Annotated in this window: 9 protein-coding genes and 2 pseudogenes; 6 read left to right on the plus strand and 5 right to left on the minus strand. The window is 68.6% G+C overall.

Translation table 11 applies throughout. The annotated features are described in order from the left end of the window. Positions 1 to 448: 448 nt before the first annotated feature. Together ACFPIJ_RS36630 and ACFPIJ_RS36635 are read left to right on the plus strand one after the other, a co-directional pair. The gene (locus tag ACFPIJ_RS36630; RefSeq protein WP_380122274.1) at positions 449 to 931 is read left to right on the plus strand and encodes an effector-associated constant component EACC1; all 483 of its coding nucleotides are present in this window, start codon (positions 449 to 451) and stop codon (positions 929 to 931) included. Next, positions 928 to 5,394: a caspase, EACC1-associated type gene (locus tag ACFPIJ_RS36635; RefSeq protein WP_380122276.1), complete on the plus strand. Its 4,467-nt coding sequence runs from the start codon at positions 928 to 930 to the stop codon at positions 5,392 to 5,394. Before ACFPIJ_RS36630 ends, ACFPIJ_RS36635 begins: the two co-directional genes overlap by 4 nt. Before the next feature lie 403 nt (positions 5,395 to 5,797). Here ACFPIJ_RS36635 and ACFPIJ_RS36640 read toward each other — a convergent pair whose 3' ends face one another. Both ACFPIJ_RS36640 and ACFPIJ_RS36645 read right to left on the minus strand, forming a co-directional pair. Beyond that, positions 5,798 to 7,087: a M48 family metalloprotease gene (locus ACFPIJ_RS36640; protein WP_380122277.1), complete on the minus strand. Its 1,290-nt coding sequence runs from the start codon at positions 7,085 to 7,087 to the stop codon at positions 5,798 to 5,800. Continuing rightward, entirely contained in the window at positions 7,080 to 7,463 is a 384-nt protein-coding gene (locus ACFPIJ_RS36645; RefSeq protein ID WP_380122279.1) for a hypothetical protein, read from the minus strand. The genes ACFPIJ_RS36640 and ACFPIJ_RS36645 overlap by 8 nt, the downstream gene beginning before the upstream one ends. A gap of 858 nt (positions 7,464 to 8,321) precedes the next feature. Between ACFPIJ_RS36645 and ACFPIJ_RS64530 the strand changes: the two are divergent. Beyond that, a pseudogene (locus tag ACFPIJ_RS64530) lies at positions 8,322 to 9,653 on the plus strand (phosphotransferase); the annotation flags it as partial. A gap of 3,719 nt (positions 9,654 to 13,372) precedes the next feature. Here the strand turns inward: ACFPIJ_RS64530 and ACFPIJ_RS36655 are convergent. The 3 genes and pseudogenes from ACFPIJ_RS36655 to ACFPIJ_RS36665 form a co-directional block, all read right to left on the minus strand. After that, positions 13,373 to 13,789 (minus strand): hypothetical protein, encoded by a 417-nt coding sequence (locus ACFPIJ_RS36655; protein ID WP_380122283.1) that lies wholly within the window; start codon positions 13,787 to 13,789, stop codon positions 13,373 to 13,375. Positions 13,790 to 14,025: 236 nt separating this feature from the next. Beyond that, a complete protein-coding gene (locus ACFPIJ_RS36660; RefSeq protein WP_380122295.1) occupies positions 14,026 to 14,292 on the minus strand; it encodes a hypothetical protein in 267 nt (88 codons plus the stop codon). Positions 14,293 to 14,554: 262 nt separating this feature from the next. After that, positions 14,555 to 15,022: pseudogene (locus ACFPIJ_RS36665) on the minus strand (recombinase family protein); the annotation flags it as partial. 64 nt (positions 15,023 to 15,086) lie between these two features. Here ACFPIJ_RS36665 and ACFPIJ_RS36670 point away from each other — a divergent pair. The 3 genes from ACFPIJ_RS36670 (at position 15,087) to ACFPIJ_RS36680 (ending at position 17,261) form a co-directional block, all read left to right on the plus strand. Continuing rightward, positions 15,087 to 15,689, plus strand: a complete 603-nt coding sequence (locus tag ACFPIJ_RS36670) for a recombinase family protein (RefSeq protein ID WP_380122284.1) — start codon at positions 15,087 to 15,089, stop codon at positions 15,687 to 15,689. A gap of 367 nt (positions 15,690 to 16,056) precedes the next feature. Beyond that, positions 16,057 to 16,227, plus strand: coding sequence for a hypothetical protein (locus tag ACFPIJ_RS36675; protein ID WP_380122286.1), 171 nt, complete (start codon positions 16,057 to 16,059; stop codon positions 16,225 to 16,227). A gap of 485 nt (positions 16,228 to 16,712) precedes the next feature. Beyond that, complete coding sequence (locus ACFPIJ_RS36680; protein ID WP_380122288.1) at positions 16,713 to 17,261, plus strand: hypothetical protein; 549 nt, start codon at positions 16,713 to 16,715, stop codon at positions 17,259 to 17,261. Positions 17,262 to 17,446 lie beyond the last annotated feature (185 nt).

Consider the following 17,446-nt stretch of genomic DNA (forward strand, 5'->3'; position numbering starts at 1 on the left):
GCCGTCGCGGGCCTGCCGCCGACGGACCCCACCGGCGTAACCCGTGCCGTAGTCGGGGGCGATCGCAGTTGCTCGAGGAACTCCCAGTGAACGTTGGGATCTCGAAACGTGATCATCGCTGGACCCACCGGGTCCGCCTCGACCCCGCTGTTCGGAACTCCCGCGTTGTCAAGCACCCTGGCCAGCCGGGCCACATCGCCGATCGGAGCGTCAAGAGCCAGGTGGTCCAGGGCCGATCTGGTGCTCGGTGAAACCGGTTACCGGCCGAGGTCACCGGCAGCGGTGGTACCAGCACCAGACGACCCGTGTCTTCTGTCCATCCTGGGCTGACACGCCATCGAGGTACGTCGAATGTCCGGTGTGAGTCGACCCGATCTTTCGCCATTTGCCGATCACCTAGCCGACTGCCCGATGCCCGCAGCACACCGTCGATAGCTAGCCTCTGCGCATGGTGGACAACTCCCCTGCGGTGCCCGAGCTGCCATCCTTCACGGTGATCATTATGAGTGGAATTGAGGACGAGCTGGCGGGTGACGACGCCAGATCGCTGCGGTACTGGCTGGCCGATGAGGACGAGTTGCAAGGCAATGTTCGCCTGGTGGAGTCGCCGCCCGGCCCGGGCGAGATGGGCGCACTCGTCGATGCGTTGCAGGTCGCGGTAGCGCCCGGCGGCGCGGCCGCAGTGCTCGCCGCCGCGGTCCTGTCGTGGGTTCGCCTGCGGACATCGACGCTGCGGATCAAGATGCGCAGCACCGACAGCCGCGAGGTGGAGATCGATGTCTCACGGCTGCGGGGACTGACGGCGGCGGAGCTGCCGGCCGTCGTCCAGGCGCTCGGCTCCTGGCTGGACCACGGTACCTCCGTGACGCCGTCCGCGAACGGCGTACTGACTGAAAGCGACGCCGACCGCACGAGTGTTGAGCCGAGTTGACGACCGGACTCGGCGCGTTTCCCGGCGCGCGGGCACTCCTCATCGGCACCGGCACCCACGACGAAGGCTCCGGCCTGCCGGACGTTCCCGCCGTCGCCGGCACCCTCGCGGACCTCAAACTGGCGCTGTCGCGCCACTGCGGCCTGTCGGAGACCGCGATCCGCGTGGTCACGGATCCCCCGACGGCGCAGATCATGGGGCAGGAGATCGCCGAGGCCGCCGAGCAGGCCGACGGCCTGCTGCTCATCTACTACATCGGCCATGGCCTCGTCAGCCACGACGGCGCGCTGCACCTGGCCGCACGGCAGACAGTGAGCGGCCGCACGGACCGCCAGGTGTCCCGGGTCCAGGTGACCGCCTTGCCGTACGCCACACTGCGAAACCTCGTGCTGGAGAGCCGGGTCCGCTCCCGCGTGGTGATCCTCGACTGCTGCTTCTCCGGCAAGGCGCTCGGGGGCCTGAACGACGCCGGGACCGAGGTCGCCAACCTGGCGCAGATAGCCGGCGGCTTCGTGCTGACCTCCTCGGGCCGGGAGGAGGTCTCGCTGGCACCGGTCGGCGCCCGGCACACCGCGTTCACCGGAAAGCTGCTCGACCTGCTGCGCACCGGCGACCCTCGCGCCGCGGAGTGGCTGACGCTGCACGACGTCTCCCGGTACCTGTCAATGGCGCTGCCGGCCGCTGGATTTCCCCGTCCGCACCGCCGCGTCGACGGCCAGATCGGCGACCTCCCGATCGCGGTGAACCCCGCGTACTGGCCGTCGAGACAGCAGCCGGCCCGCCCGGCGCCCGTGCGGCGGGCACCCGCACTCGGCGTGTGCCCGTACAAGGGACTGGCGGCGTTCGAGGCCGCGGATGAGACCTGGTTTCACGGCCGCCGGCCGCTGATTGCCCAGCTCGTCCGACGGCTGGCCGACCGGATCGACGACCCGCGGCCGCTGATGGTCACCGGCGCATCCGGCTCCGGCAAGTCCTCGCTGCTGCGCGCCGGCCTGCTGCCTGCGCTGGGAAGGGGCGAGCTCGGGGTACCAGGCTCGTCGACTTGGCTGGCGCTGGTCTGCAAGCCCACCGCGGACCCGATCGGGATGCTCGCCGTGTGCCTCATGAGCCTGGTCCGGACGGGAACGTTGGCCGCCGAGGACGACCCGGGGAAACAACGGGTTGCGTCGGTGTTGCGTGAGGATCCGGCGCAGGCGCCTGTACTTCTTGGACACGCCCTGGTCCATCACCAGGGTCTGGTCCTGGTGGTGGACCAGTTCGAAGAGATCTTCACACAATGCGACAACGCGGCCGACCGGCACGCGTTCGTTCAGGCACTGTGCGCCCTCGCGGCCGGCACACACCAAGCGAACCCTGCGCCCGTCACGCTCGTGACGATCGGCCTGCGCGCCGACTTCTACGGCCGCTGCACCGAGTATCCGGAACTTGCCGCCGTCCTCGAGGGCCACCAGGTCGTGGTCCAGGCGATGACCGTCGCCCAGACCCGCGCCGCGATCGAGGAGCCGGCCGAAGCGGTCGGGTTGGACGTCGAACCGGGCCTGGTCGAGCTGCTGCTCACCGACCTGGGCGCCAGCCGATCCGACGACGCCGATAGCCCAGGCGCATATGAGCCCGGCCGGCTCCCGCTGCTCCAACACGCCCTGCGGGAGACCTGGCAGCATCGCAGCACGGACACATTGACGGTGGCCGGATACCTGCAGACCGGCGGGATCCACGGCGCGCTGGCGTCCACCGCCGACAGGGTACTGACCCGCTTTGACGCCGACGGGCAGAAGATCGCGCGGCGACTGCTGCTGAGCCTGGTACGCATCGGCGACGGTGCGGACGACTCCCGCCGCCGGATCGGGCACGCCGAGGTGCTGACACAGACCAGAAACCCGACGCTCGCCGCAGCGGTGTTGAACGCCCTCGCCGCCGATGACGCTCGACTGGTCACGATGACCGACGCCACGGTCGAGATCACCCACGACGCCCTCCTGCGCGCCTGGCCAAGGCTGCGGGAGTGGATCGACAGCGATCGGGCTGGCCTACTGGTGCGCCAACAGCTCATCGACGCCGCGCGGGAGTGGCGCGCCAGCGACGACCCGTCCGCGCTGTACACCGGGACCCGCCTGGCCCTGGCCCGGGACTGGGCTACCGCGGCCCGCCTGGTCGACCTCCCGGCGAACGCGGTCGAGTTCCTCGACACCAGCACCCGGCAGACCCGGCGGCGGGCTCGCCGTGCCCGCTTCGTCGGCGCCGCACTTGTGGTGCTGCTGTTGGGAGCGCTCACCGCAGCCGGGGTAGCGGCAGCACAGAGCCTCGCCACCGCCCGACAGCAGCGCTCGGCCATCAGCCGAAGCCTCACCATCCAGGCGGAACTCCTCCGCACCACCCAGCCGGTGGACGCCCTTCGGCTCGGCATCGCCGCCGTGACCATCTCGCCCGAACCGCAGAGCCGCTCCAGCCTGGTCACCACCGTTGCCGGCTACCGGTACGTCGGCAGCCTTCCAGGCGAGGACGGGTACGCATCCACGGTGGTGTTCAGCCCGGACCGGCGGACCCTTGCCACCAGCGTCGACAACACAGTTGTCCTGTGGGACATCACCGCCCCCGGCACCTTCCGCCGCATCGCAGCCCTGACCGGTAAAACCGCCGTGACGTCGTTCGCGTACAGCCCCGACGGCCGTACCCTCGCCACCGCCAATCTGGACAGCACCACCACGCTGTGGAACGTCACCGACCCGACCACGCCCCGGCTCAGTGCGACCATCACCCGCACCGTCAGCGAGCAAACCGGATCGGCCGATGTCGATTCGCAACCGGTCGGGGCAGCGGTCGCGTTCAGCCCCGACGGGCGGACTCTGGCCAGTACTTACACGACTGACACAACCACCGGCCTGTGGGACGTCACCGACCCGACCACGCCTCGGCGGGTGGCCACGATCACCCACGTCGATCATGTTTTCAGCGCGACGTTCAGTCCGAACGGCAAGCTCCTCGCCATCGGTAACGAGGTGTGGGACGTCGCGAACCGGTCCGCCCCCCGCCGCACCGCGGTCCTCCCCATCGACAATCCGGCAACATCGGCGTTCAGTCCCGACAACAAGACTCTCGCGACCGGCGTGGGTACCTTGGTTCATCTGTGGGACGTCACCACACCGGCGTCCCCCGGTGCCCTCGCCACCTTCACCGCCCATCAGAAGGCAGTCGAAACGCTGGCGTTCAGCCCGGACAATCAGACCCTCGCCACCGGCGGTGATGACAACACCGCGGCGCTGTGGGATCTCACCGATCTGCCGCCCAGGCGGACCGCCGTGCTGAGCCATTCGGGGTTGGTGTCGGCGGTGGCGTTCAGCCCTGACGGCAAGTCGGTGGCCACTGCCACTGACGGCGGTCCGGTCCGGCTGTGGGACACCGCTGAACGCGGTGCCCCGCAACGCACCGCGCTCCTTCCCGGCCTATCGGGCCCGCCGGGTGGCGTGGCGTTCAGCCATGACGGTCATCTGCTTGCCGCCTCCCGGGAAGACAGCGGCGCCGCGCTGTGGGATGTCACCAACCGCGCCGCCCCACGCCTCCTCGCCACGCTCGACTCCCACGGCGAACCCGTGTTCGACGTCGCGTTCAGTCCGGACGGGCATACCATTGCCACGACGAGCGGTGACACCGCGACACTGTGGAACATCGACGACCCCGCCAAACCTCGAGTTGCAGCCACCCTCGGCCATACCGATTCGGTGGACTCGGTGGCATTCAGCCCGGACGGGCGAATCGTAGCCACGGGCAGCGAAGACCAGTCGACCGCGTTGTGGGATGTCACCGATCGGGCCGCTCCCCGTCGAAGCGGGGTCATCTACACGCACGGAGCCGTGGATTCCGTAGCCTTCAGCAGGAACGGCCAGACCCTCGCGTTGACCGTGCTCGGCGAATCACCCGAGTTGTGGGACATCGCGAACCCCGCCGCCCCCCGGCGGGTCGCGATCCTTGGTGAGCCCTCGGGTGTGCGCGGTGTTGCGTTCGGCCTCGACGGCCGGACGCTGGCCACCGCGAGCGAGGACTTCACCGTGGCACTATGGGACGTGGCCGACCTGACCGCCCCTCGACGGACGTCCGTCCTGAACCTGACCGGATACACCGGCTATGTTTGGTCGGTAGCGTTCAGCCCCGATGGCCGGACGTTGGCTACCAGCGGTAATGACGCCACATCGGGATTCTGGGACGTCACTGACAGGACCACCCCCCGACGAATCGTCACTCTGACAATCAGCGACAGCCGGGCCGTCGGGGTGACGTTCAGCCCGGACGGCCAGACGATCGCCACCATCAGCGACAACGACACCGCCGGGCTATGGGACATCGGTCCACTCGCGGCCATCAGCACGGATCCCGTTCGTGAGGCGTGCCGGATCATCGGCCGCGGCCTCAACGAAGACGAGTGGCAGGCCTATGTGCCGGACGTGCCGTACCAGCCAACATGCACATAGGGAACCGCGACCGTTACAGAGAGACCAAGATCGCGGCGAGCTGAGCCGATCTTCGCGCCCATTCTCACAAGCGGCCCGGTCTTCGGACACACCCTGACCGTGTTCGGATCGGAACCCTCAACGGACAGAAGCTCGGCCCCGGCGCCGTCGTCGTCCGCTCATGCCGAATAGCGCGCACGCGATCATGTGATTGTCTTGCCACGTGTTGGCGCGGCGCTGCAGGGGCTGTTCTGGCTCCCCACCAGCGTTCGCAGCGCGGGCTCGGTCAGGTCAGCAGATGGGCATAGATCGTCGATCACCGTCAGTGTGGACCCCGTCTGCCCCGAAATGTACACCGGTCCGAGCGCTCCATCGTCAGCTGACGGCAGCAAGTGGCGTGGCTCTGACCTGCTCGGAGCGCACCTCAGAATGTGCGCGATACTGTGATGGGCATGGCGAGCGTGGAGGCGAACACGACGAATCGGAGGACGATCGTCGCCGCGCGGCCGGGCAGCAGGGCTCCTGCGGTCGTGACGGCCGCACCGATCGCCACCACCAGTCCGACACGCGACCAACACCCAGGGTCGAGGACGGTGTCCGGGATCTGCTGACCCGGATTGAGTAGCAACAGCCCAGCGACAAGACTGCCGTACAAAAGGATGGCGCGCCCCAAGACGCCGGTCGGACTGCGGACGACACTGATGTGCGCAACGACCGCGGGTGGAGTCACGACAGCAAGGACGATGCCGACGACTACTGCCGCGTCGATGACCGTACGCTCTGAGGTGCCGCCCGCCGCGCGTACAAGCGGATAGAGGAACTGTTCGATCGCCGAGGTGAGCAACCCGGCGGAGGCGCCCAGCAGGAGGTAGGACCAGCGGTCCGCGGCCAGCAACAAGCCCGGGTCACCGACCACGGCACGGCGTCGCCCCGGGCTGGGATGCAATCCCAGGATCCGGTTCCACCACGGTTCCTCCATAGTGCCCGGCAGCTCGGCCTGCACCGCTGAGACGTCACCGAGCATCGAGGCCGCCGACACGTCCGCAGCGTGCTCACGAAACCGCAGGTAGGCGCGGCCGACGACCAGTGTCAGTGCCGTCAGTAGCCCGACCCGAGCGCCGAAGAAGGCCACCTGACTGACCGGATCGCCGTTCCAATGAAAGACGTACGCGATGAGCAGCAGGCACGCCACGGAGTGACCGACGAACGCCCGACTGCGGTAATACAAGTGATGATCACCAGCCTGGATATGCGCCAGCTCATGGGCCAGCTGCACGTCGCGTTTGCGCGGTTCCCGATTCCACCGAACCGCGGTTTTTACATTGATCACGACAGCAGTGCCACGCTTCCATCCGCGTACTACCGCGCCAGGCGGCCGTGGCGACGCCTTCACGATCACCGGGATCGGTCTCATGCCGTACCGGGTGCTCCAGATGGTGGCCGCGGGGGAAAAGTCGGGCACGTTGCGTGCCCGGCGCCACGGCCGGCGAGCCATCTGCTTTGCGACCCAGTTCACGCCAACGACGTTCAACGCGATGGCGAACACGGGTAGCTGGTCAGCGCTCTGGCCGGCGGGAACAAAGATTATCCGCCAGGCGAGCACGATGCCACCGACGGCGAGCATCATCGTGGCGTACCCCCGCAACCGGCCGGACCGGTTGAGCGCACCGCTGAGGTCGGGGCTCGGCGCCGCATCTAGCAGGGTGTCAGCCATTGGAGGCGCGCTCAGCGTCCCGCGCCTCCAATAGCGATTCCACTACGGCCTGGGCCAGCAATTCGGCGCGAGCCGGCTTCATGTCAAGCTCGATCGCGTATTCGCGGACCCGTTCGATCAGCTCGGCACGGGTTGGCGCTGCTGGCGTTGCAGGCTTTCTCCGGTCCTTGAGCAGTTTGGTCATCCAGCCCTTAGTACGGTCCTCCAGGACAGATTGTCCGGCACCGAGCAGGACGTCCTTGGCCCACATCGCGACCACCACGGCCACCGGTGACGCCCACTGGACGGCATCCTCGATACCGAATCCGACCGCGCTCGACTGCCGCCAGCCGAACAATTCGCGCGGCGGGTCGAGCAGGCTGTCTAACAGCGGCATCTCGCTGGGGTCGACCGCTGCGACCCCAGCCCGCGCCGCCCGCGCAACGGCCTCATCAGCGGAAGTGAGGCGTCTTCTGAACAAGCTGTCCCCCCTCAATGGTGCAAGCATGCTGATCTTTCTCAGTGCTCGGTTTATCGACGCTAACACTGGTCGATGTGGCGCACCTCGCCGATCTCGGTACCGCCCGGCTGGCTGCAGCCAGCCGGACTTGACCGTTCAGGTGGTTACCTCCGTCTGGTTGGTACAGCCCGAGCCCAGCTACTTCGACCGCCATTTCAGGGCGGACGACATCGAGCCGAGGTGGCGGCGCGACCGCGAGTCGGTAGTGCTTCGGCCGCTGCCCAGTGCGGGAGCCGTGGGTGCGGGAACGGCCCAGTTCGACCGCGGTGGAGTCAGTGTGGCTGCTAGACCGGCTGGAGGAGTGCCGCGCCCGCCAGACCGTGCCGACCCCAATTCGGCATGATCCATCAGCGCAACCACCGCGCGCTCAGACGCGGAACCTCAACCGGACGCGCCGAACGTCTACTGGTCGAAATCCAACCCAGTTGTCAGTTCCCGAAGTCGGTGCACTAGGTCTTGCGAAAAGTCCGGAATCGATCGGCGGAAGGCCGAATCCGCGGTCAGTCGTGCTTCGTACTCGTGAGCAAGCTCCATGTCTTGGTCTATGGTGTCGTCGCGGTAGGTAGGTCAAAGGCCGTCGGAAAATGCCCGTGGAGGTCGCCCGTGGAGCTCAAAGCGCCTGCCCTCGCCACTCATCGCCGCAACCAGATCGGCGACATCGTCCGGGCCATCGTCGACCTGGACGGGCAGGGCGAGCCTGATCGGCACCGCGGGTGGCAGGACGGCATCTCGTTGGTGGAGATCACCCGGACGCTCCAGGGCGGGCGCAGCGGTGCGGCGGTCTACGAGATGCTGCTGCACCGGCCGGGCCGTTCCGCCCAGCGTCACGTGCTCAAGGTCGGACCACTCGCCGAGATCGCGACGGAATGGCGGGCGTACCGGAAGTGGCTGGCCAACGCCCGGTCGGCGACGGTGACCCCCGTGGAGGCAGTGAGCCGCGAGGTCTCTGAGCCGGCTGGTCCGGGCCGGCTGGGCGCGATCGTCTACCAGCACGTCGCCACGTACGCAGCCCGGTCGGCACACCCGGTCACCACGCTGGAAGATACAGTCCGCGGCGCGATCGAGGGCACCTTCCCGCTCGACGACGCCGTCGCCGTCCTGCGCGCGCTCCTCGAACAGCTGGACGGGAGCATCTGGCACACTCAGCCCGCCCCGCGCCGTCACACCTTGGGAGGCCTCAACGCCTTGCTCGGCCCCGACCTCGTGCTCGAGGTGGACCGGGCCGCCGACACGAACACGCTGACCTATCAGGCGCCCACCGACGAACAGCGGCGCGCCATGGTGCGGTACTCGGGCGCCGTGCTTGATCGGGCATCGTTGGTGACCGCAGCTGATCCCGACGCGGAGTCGCTTGAGGTCGGCGGGACTGTCGAGCTACGCGACCTGTCGACCACCACCGGCGCAGACGGCCGCCTGCTGGGCCGCTTCGGGGACACGACCGTGGAGATCCGCCGGGCCGACGGCGCCGACCCCCACTTTTATCTGCCCGACTACGCGGACCGGCCGAGCCTCACGGTGGTCGGTCGGATTGTGGCTCTGCGCGGCCGCTCCTGGTGGGCGAGGATCAAGCAGGCCGTCGAAACCGCCGAGCACGACGGCGACACTGTGATCATCGACGGCCTGCCGGTGGCCGATCCGTTCGCCGCGCTGCCGGACCGCCTGACCGAGTTCGTCGACCAGCGCGTCACCACAGTGGTGCACGGGGACCTCAACCCACGCAATGTCCTGCTGGTGGGCCGTCAGATATTCCTGATCGACTTCGCCCGGACCGGGTTGGGGCCGCCGCTGTCGGATGCGGCTTGGCTGGAGCTGTGTCTGCTGCGCGACGTCGTGGCGCCGGTGCTCGGCTGGCCGGAGGTGGTGCGGCTGCAGCGGGAACTGGCCCTGCGCACCCGGGTGGCCGACGCGGTGACGGACCTGCCCGTCCTGGACCTTGGCGAGATCGCCGGGCGGGTCGCGACGATCCTGTGGGAGGTCAGGGCCGGGGCGAGGCAGTGTCACCGGCAGCGCGTGACCGCCCAACCGTGGTGGCGGGAGTACCAGGATCAACTGCTGATCTCGGCGCTGCGCACGCTCAAGTGGGAGGATCAGACACCGCCGAAGCTGTACGCGGCGATGGCCGCGGCCGGCGTGGCGGCGGAGCAGCTGGGGCTGCGGCCTTATCGCCACTGGCCGGCCGACCGGACGCTCCAGAGCGCCAGGGAGGTATTGGCCGGCCTGGACCCGGAGACCAGCGAGAGCCTCGATGTGGCCGCGCAGTTCGTCGTCGCGGTCGACCGGCTGCGGCTGGTCGACGAATCCTTCGAGGCGGCTCTCTCCGAGTGGCGAGACGCCTACGTCGTGGAGCACCACATCGAGAGCGCGGCGAAGGTGCTCGGCGAGTTGGCCGACGACCATGACGTGTACATCAGCCTCCAGGCGTTCATCCGACTGAAGGGGCAGCTTCGCAGCGACCGCGTCCGCGACTGGAGGCGCAACGTCTTCGCTGATAATCCACTCTTGACGGTGCCGGATCCCTCCGTCCCTTCGTTCCGGACAGGCGTGCCGACCGAGGAGCCCGAGGAATCCGAGGAGCCCGAGGAGCCGATTCCCGGGCCGCCGCGGCCGGCGTGGGCGACTGCCGACAGAGATTCCGATCCGGACGCCATCGACATGATCGTCGGGGAGTGGGCTGCCGTTGTCGTGGGAGATGCCGGGTCGGGCAAGAGCACGGTCGCGCGAGAGCTGCAGTACCAGCTGGCGCGCGCGGTGATGAGCGCGGCCGGCCGCGTCCCCACGACGGACGGCGCGGAGACGCCGAACTCGCGCCGATCCATGCCGCGGCTGCTCCCGGTCACGCTGCGCGCGCCGCTGCTGCACCGCACGCTCAGCGCCACCGCGGAGGGCACCGGCCAGTTCGCCGAGTCGCTCGACCGCATCCTCCAGGACTGTCTCACGGAGCCGGTGCCGCCAGCGTTGCTCCGCGTGGGCGCGATCCACCTGACGATCGATGCGTTCAACGAGGTCGATCCCGCCGACCGGGTCCAGATCGCCGACTGGATCCACTGGCTGCGCCGCGCGTGTGCCCGTGTGCCCGTCGTGATCTGTCACCGGCGCAACGGCTTCAACCCGAACGAGCTGCAGTTCCCGGTCGTCGTCCTGCAGAGCGTCTCGGTGGGGCAGGCCCGTGACTACATCCGTGCGGCGCTGCGCCTGCGCAAGTTGCCCGACCACGAGGCGCAGGCCGCCACGCTCATCAGGCTCCTGCTCGACCAGCCCGCGAACCCGACGATCCGCGACTTCGCGCGCGTGCCGCTCTACCTCTGGATGATCACCACCCGGTATGCCCAGCACGGCGCCGTGCCGGCGAACGTCGGCGAGCTGTTCGCGGGCTTCTCCCAGTGGTACCTGACCGAACGCCACGGCGGCGACCGGTTGCCGCGCCGATATGGCTACGAGGAACAGGTGCGCGCGCTGGAGGTCGTCGCCCGTCACCAGGTCGAGCACGGCAACGTCACGGACATCACCGTGGCCGCGGCGGCGGAGCTACTCGCCCAGGCCGGGCTCGCTGATCCGGACAAACGCCTCGACGACCTGGTGGCCTGGGACATGCTGGACCGCGACGGCGATCAGCTGCGCTTCTACCATCAGTCGTTTCAGGAGTACTTCGCCGCCCGGGTGCTCTACCGTGAGGTCGGCGACCTGGCTGCCTTCCGGGACCACGTGCTGGAGTTCCGCTGGCGCGAGCCGTTACAGATGATGCTGAGCTTCTCCGGCGGCGATCCCGACCTGGCCCGCTGGCTGATCGACATCGCGCTGGGGGCGGACCCGAAATTCGCCGCGTCGCTGCTGCGCTGGACGGAGCATCCGCCGCAGGAGGCGTTGGACCGCTTCCTGTCCGTGCAGCAGCGCACGCTGGCCACCTCGACGCTGGGAACGTTCGAGTGGAAACGCGCGGTAGATGCGCTGGTCGAACTCGGCACCGATGACGCCCGATCAGTGCTCATGCAGACGCTCGGCGAGCCCAGCCGGCCCGTCCAGGCCCGGTCGGAAACGCTGTCAGCTCTGCTGAGCATGAAGACCTCGAACCGGTTCGAGGACATGCGCGACGTCCTGACCCACGACATCACGCGTGCCGTGACGGTCATCCTGCAGTCCTCGGACTCAACGGCCCTGCGCACCGAGGCCGCCACGGCCGTCGGTTCGGCCGAGTTGATGCCCCTCGCCGCCTATCTGGTCGGACTTATTGACCCGGACGAGGCCTGGCAGGTCGCCCGGGCGGCATGGAACAGCCTCGCCAGGCTAGGGCAGGTGGTGCCCCCGGGGGCACGGGCACGTTACGTCGCCATGTGCGCCAACCGGCTGGATGAGTGCCGCGCGGAACTGGCGACGGTCTCGGAGCTGAGGATCTGGGAACTCCAGGACGAGCGCCTGGAACTGGTCGACGTGCTCGGCCAGGCTGGGCAGATCCGGCCGGTCCTGGCACACAGATTCGCCCACGGGTTGTCGCACCCGCATCGGTGGCAGAACCTGCTAGCGTCCGAGGGGTCCAACGGGATCGCGGACCGACCACTCAGGGAGATCTTGTCCGGCGGCCGCTCCGCGGACGAGCTCATCGCAGCGTTCCACAGTGACGACGAACTCAAGGTCGCCGCGGCGGCTCACATGATCCTGGCTTCCGGGGACGCGAGAGAGATCGAACGCATGGTCACCTCGGTCAGCTCCGTCTCTTCACCCACGCAATTGCTGGCCGCGGCGGCGGCTGTGCAGTACGCCGACGCCGACTGCGCATTTGCGCTGCCCATCGTGCGCGATCTGATTGACCGGTTTCCCGACGAACGGTACATGGAGGCCACGGTCGCCCTGGTCTCCTGCCTTCCGATGGACAAGTACGAGTGTTTTCGGCTCCGCCTGTTGGCCATGGACACCTTCACCCCTCCCGACCTCGAGTTCTTCGAGCGGGTGGGCAGCAAATGGCCATGCATCGACCTGTGGTTCTCATACACCTTTGACGGCGACGGCTTCATCTCCGAGCTGATGCTCTCCGGAGCGGAGGGCCTGCGGCTGGCCATCTATTTCTTGAGTTCGCACGGCTGGTGGGACGACGGAGGGAGGCCTCCGGCCCCGGTCCTGACCGCTGAGGCCAAGGATCGTCTGCTCGCCCATGTGACGTCGGTTCCCGTCGCCGACCTCGCCAACGAACAGCGTGGAAAGAGCATCGAGTCGTGCGCCTTCGAACGCCTGGTGCAGACGATCCCCCTGATGATTGCAATGACGAGCCAACGAGACATCCTCACCGTCGCGCGCCGTAGTAGTAGTAACCACTACGGCGGCGAGGCATACCTACTAGGCTGCAAAATCCTGACCTGCATCGGCTTCCTCGGCCGCGTGGCCTACGACGAAGACGAGCGCGTCCTCGCGGAGCGCGCCCACTCGTGCCTGGTCGCCCTCGGCCCCCAGGAAGAACGCACCCTGGAACGCGGGCGCCTCATCGGCCTGGCCATCCTCGGGGACTGGGTCGGCCTGCTCTCCGGTCTGCGGTCGGGCGACCGCCGTATGCTCGCCGCCGCCATGAACGCCATCAGGATCTGGCACGATGGCGCCCCCTACACCCCCGCGTGGGCGACGGACCTGGAGGCGGTGGGCACCTGGATCATCAACCACCTGGCCAGCGACGACGAGTCGCTCGCGCCCGACGTGCGGTCCACGCTGAGCGAGATCAAGGACTGGATCGAGCAGCAGATCGGGCGCAACATCGCCCCGCCCGACGCCGCGTAGCGGCGGCAAAAGCCGATCAACCGCAGGACTCAGCGCAGGCCCATCTCCTGCTTTGCCGCCTCGACCACCTTGCGGCGGCCCAGCGTGCACTGCTCCAGTGCCGCCGTCGTCGTGCCCTCCTGCGCGGTCATCGCCGCTCGCTGGCTGCGCAGCAACTCCACCCCGGCCGCCACCACCGGCGCCGAGGCCAGGAGGCGCAGCCGCGTCAGGTTGGAGCGCATGTCGGCGTACGCCTTCGCCAGCTCCTCCTCCCCCTCGCGTGCCGCCAGCGCATCGGTGCCGCGCCAGCTCGCGTCGAGGAAAGCCACGAAGGCGTCGGTCAGCGCATTCCGCACCCATTTGTGCTGCTCCCGGCGGCTGGTGACCACGGTCGTCACGACCAGGGTCGCGAGGCTGATGACGGCGGCGGCGATGGCCGCGGCGGCGCTGAGGGCGGAGCTACTCATAGCGTCATGCTGCCATCGGGATACAAGAGCATCAGCACGCCCGAGCACTGCTTCCAGCGAGGCCGTCGCCAGCCAGCAGCCGGACGGTCAGGCGGCGAGGGCCGCGCGCAGTACCGAGGTCTCTGCCGAGGATGATCCTGGCGATCTTCGTGGCCTCCACCTTGGGCAGTGGTGTTGGGGTACACCCCAGCACCGCTGTTGATGGCCACACGAGAACGTCGGTGACGTCGGCGGGGTTACACCGGCAGCGTGGACGCCACGGCGTTGTTCAGGCGGTCGCTGTAGATCCGGTACGCCTTGCGTGCCGCCAGGGGTGCCCCGTCGGCGCCCAGCTCGGCTGCGGCGGCGAGCAGTGCCTGGTACACGTCGGGCTGTGCGGTGACGTGCAGGCTGTAGCCCTGGCCGCGGTGTACCGTGCGGCCCCGCCGCAGCGCGTGCTGCTCGGCCTCGCCGAGTTCGGGGAGATCGTTGAGGTGGTCGGCGATCTTGCCGGGGATCTCCACGCGTACGGCCCGAGGTTCGTCCGCGGTGGTGACTGCGGGCTGGTGGGGTTGGTTGGATAGCAGGTCGGCGACTGCGGATGGCGACGCGGCTGACCTGGTGGTCGCGGGCGAGGGCGGCGATGCTGGCGCCGTTGCGGAAGGCGCGGCGTACCTGGTCCAGGACGCCGAGTTGGGCCAGGCGGGGCCGGCGGCCGGACTTAGCGCCGCCCGCCCAGGCGGCGGCGAGGCCGTCGCGGGTGAGTTCGTTCTGCAGGTCGCGTTGGAACTGGCCGACCGAGACCAGGACGTTGACCAGCATGGTGGTGGTCGCGTCGGCGGCGGCCAGGTCGACGATGCTCGACACCGCTCCGGACAGCACCCGCAGCTTGACGTCGTGCGCGCGGCACCAGTCCCGGACCGCGAGGATGTCGGCCAGGTCCCGGCACAGCCGGTACAGCTCTGAGACGGTGAGCCGGTCGCCGGGCCGCGCGTACCGGGCCAGCTCCCGGAAGCCCGGGCGCTCGAGCGCGGGAATCTTCGAGGAGGTCGCCGGGTCGGCGAACAGTCGTACGCCCTGTGCGCCGGTGATGAGGCCCGCCTCGGCGAGCAGATGGGTCTGGCGCTGGGTGCTCTGCTCATCGGTGGACACCCGCGTGTAGACCAGCTCCGCCACGACCGTGCCGCCCTTCGTCCGCCGATGCAGCCCGTTGACCGTTCCGCGTCTGAGTGCGTGGTTGCGGTGATGGATCATGCCGAATTGGGGTCGGCACGGTCCGGTCCTGACGACCAATCGGCGACAGCGGTGTGCTCAAGTGATGACAACCATGCTGACGGGCTATGCCCGCTGCTCGACCGACGAGCAGGACCTGACCGCGCAACGCCTTGCCCTGCTGGGTCTTGGCGTGCCAGCCGACCGGATCTACATGGACAAGGGCCTGACCGGCACCAACCGGCAACGACCCGGACTGGACCAGGCGCTGGCCGCCGTCCGGGCCGGCGACACCCTCGTCGTGCCGAAACTGGACCGGCTGGCCCGCTCGGTCCCCGACGCCCGCGCCATCGGCGACTCCCTCGTCGCACGCGGCGTACGACTGTCGCTGGGCGGCGCCATCTACGACCCAGCCGACCCGATGGGCAAGATGTTCTTCAACATCCTGGCCACCTTCGCCGAATTCGAAGTCGACCTACTACGACTCCGCACCCGCGAAGGCATGGCCATCGCCCGAGCCAACGGCAAACTCAAAGGCAAACAGCCCAAACTGAACCCACGACAGCAAACCCACCTGGTCAACCTCCACCAGGCCGGAACCCACACAATCCCGGAGCTCGCAGACCTGTTCTCCGTCTCCCGCCCCACCGTCTACCGAGTCCTGGAACGCGCACGGACCCAAGCCGCCGCGGCGAGCGCCGCACCGTAACCAACACACGCGACAGGGAATCCAGGCAGCACGCCGAGATCCAGCACCGGCTGGCCACACCCGCGCCACCCCCGCCGCCCGAAAGCGACCGCAGGTAAATCCCTGGCCGCGACCCACGAGCCCGACAACACCGCCGCGGCCAGGCAACCGCAGCAGGGCACCCCCATGTCGTAATGATCGCTATGTCGACGAAGGAACCCTCAACGGACATACGCGAGGAGTCGATCAGGCCGGAACTGTCATTCTGGGAAGCCGCCAGCGCGTCAACGCCAACCCTCATACAAGAGGGGCCGACCTGCCTTCGGCTCGCTGTGTCCAGTCCTGGGCCGCCGACGCCGCGTCGTTCGGCGGTTACGGTTTCCGTGGCGTGGCACACTACGTGCTCTCCGCGCACGGCCCCATCGTCCTCGTCGCCCGTACCGGTCGGGACCGGACCGAGCCCGGCCTGAGCGCCGAGCCGTACACGGTCGAGTACACGGCGGTCCCAGAGGGCTCGGCGACAATGGCCCTGATGCTCGCCTACCCGGCCGCCGGGTAGGCGAGGTCGTTCCCAGCGTGGTCCGCCCGCCACGCAGCCGGGCTGGACCGTGAACGACAGGCCCGATCAGCCTGCCAGCCGGGCCTGACCGGTGAACGACCAGAGTGCCGAGTTGCCGAGCGGCTGGTCGTTGACGACGGCGGCACTGACACTGCCAGCGGTCCAGGAGAACTGGACCTGTCCGGACCCGACGTCCAGCGACCCGGAGAAACTGTCCGCTCGTGCCGGTGGTGCGCCAGGGAGCGCAACGGTTGAGTAACTGTGCCGTGGCGGATGTTCGTGGTGCGCTACGGTCGCAGGCGATCTGGCGCGGGCCGCCCGCACCAGCCAGCAAATACGTGCCTTGAGGGGACCGGATGGAGCGCCGTCGTCACACTGTTGCTGCTGCTGTCGCAGGGGTCGTCCTGCTTGCTGTGGGAGGTTGCGGCGGTGGCGCCGGACAGCCGTCGACCCCGGACAGCCGCGCAGCGTCGGTGCCGGCGTCGGTGTCGAGCCCGTCGCCGACCGCTCGGGCGGTCAGGACGCTGGACGAGCCGGCGTTGACCGCGGCGCTGCTGCAGGTGACCGACATGCCCACCGGGTACAGCGAGGATCCCGACCAGACACCGCCAAAGGACAAGACGTTCTGCAACTACCAGCAGCCGCACACGCCCACAGTCCAGGCGCGCAGGTTGTTCATCAAGGGTGGTGGGCTGAGCGCCGAGGTCGCCTCGGTCGGTCTGCGGCAGTACGCGGACGCGGCGCAGGCCGCTGCCGTGTTCGACGCGCTCGTCACGGCGATGCAGACCTGCAAGGGCGAGAAGATGGATGGCAAGCAGAACACCTACGCCGTTATGTCGATGCCGAAGGTTGGGGACAAGACCATCGGCATCCGCATCGACGTTGACGGTGCCACCGTGCTGCAAGGCTTCGCCCTGTCCGGGCCGATGCTCGTCAGCGCGGGCGTCGGCGGGCTGATGAACGTGTCCGGCGACGTCGCCGCAGACCTGCTCACCAAACAGGTCGGCCGGTACACCGACGCCGCGAAGGGGTGAGCGTCCGGCCGGACAGCTGAGACGCTCCTGCCGCAGAGCGGCGTGTCTGCCTTGCCGGGCCACGTCTGTGCCGGGCATGTGCCGGGCGCAGCACGACAACCGGCACATAAGAGCGCTTACTGTAACGCAACTGTGAGTATCGGTGTGCGGCTTGAGAGTCTGGAGCCGTGCTCCCGCCGCCGCGG

The organism is Dactylosporangium cerinum (assembly GCF_042653625.1).
GTDB lineage: Bacteria > Actinomycetota > Actinomycetes > Mycobacteriales > Micromonosporaceae > Dactylosporangium > Dactylosporangium cerinum.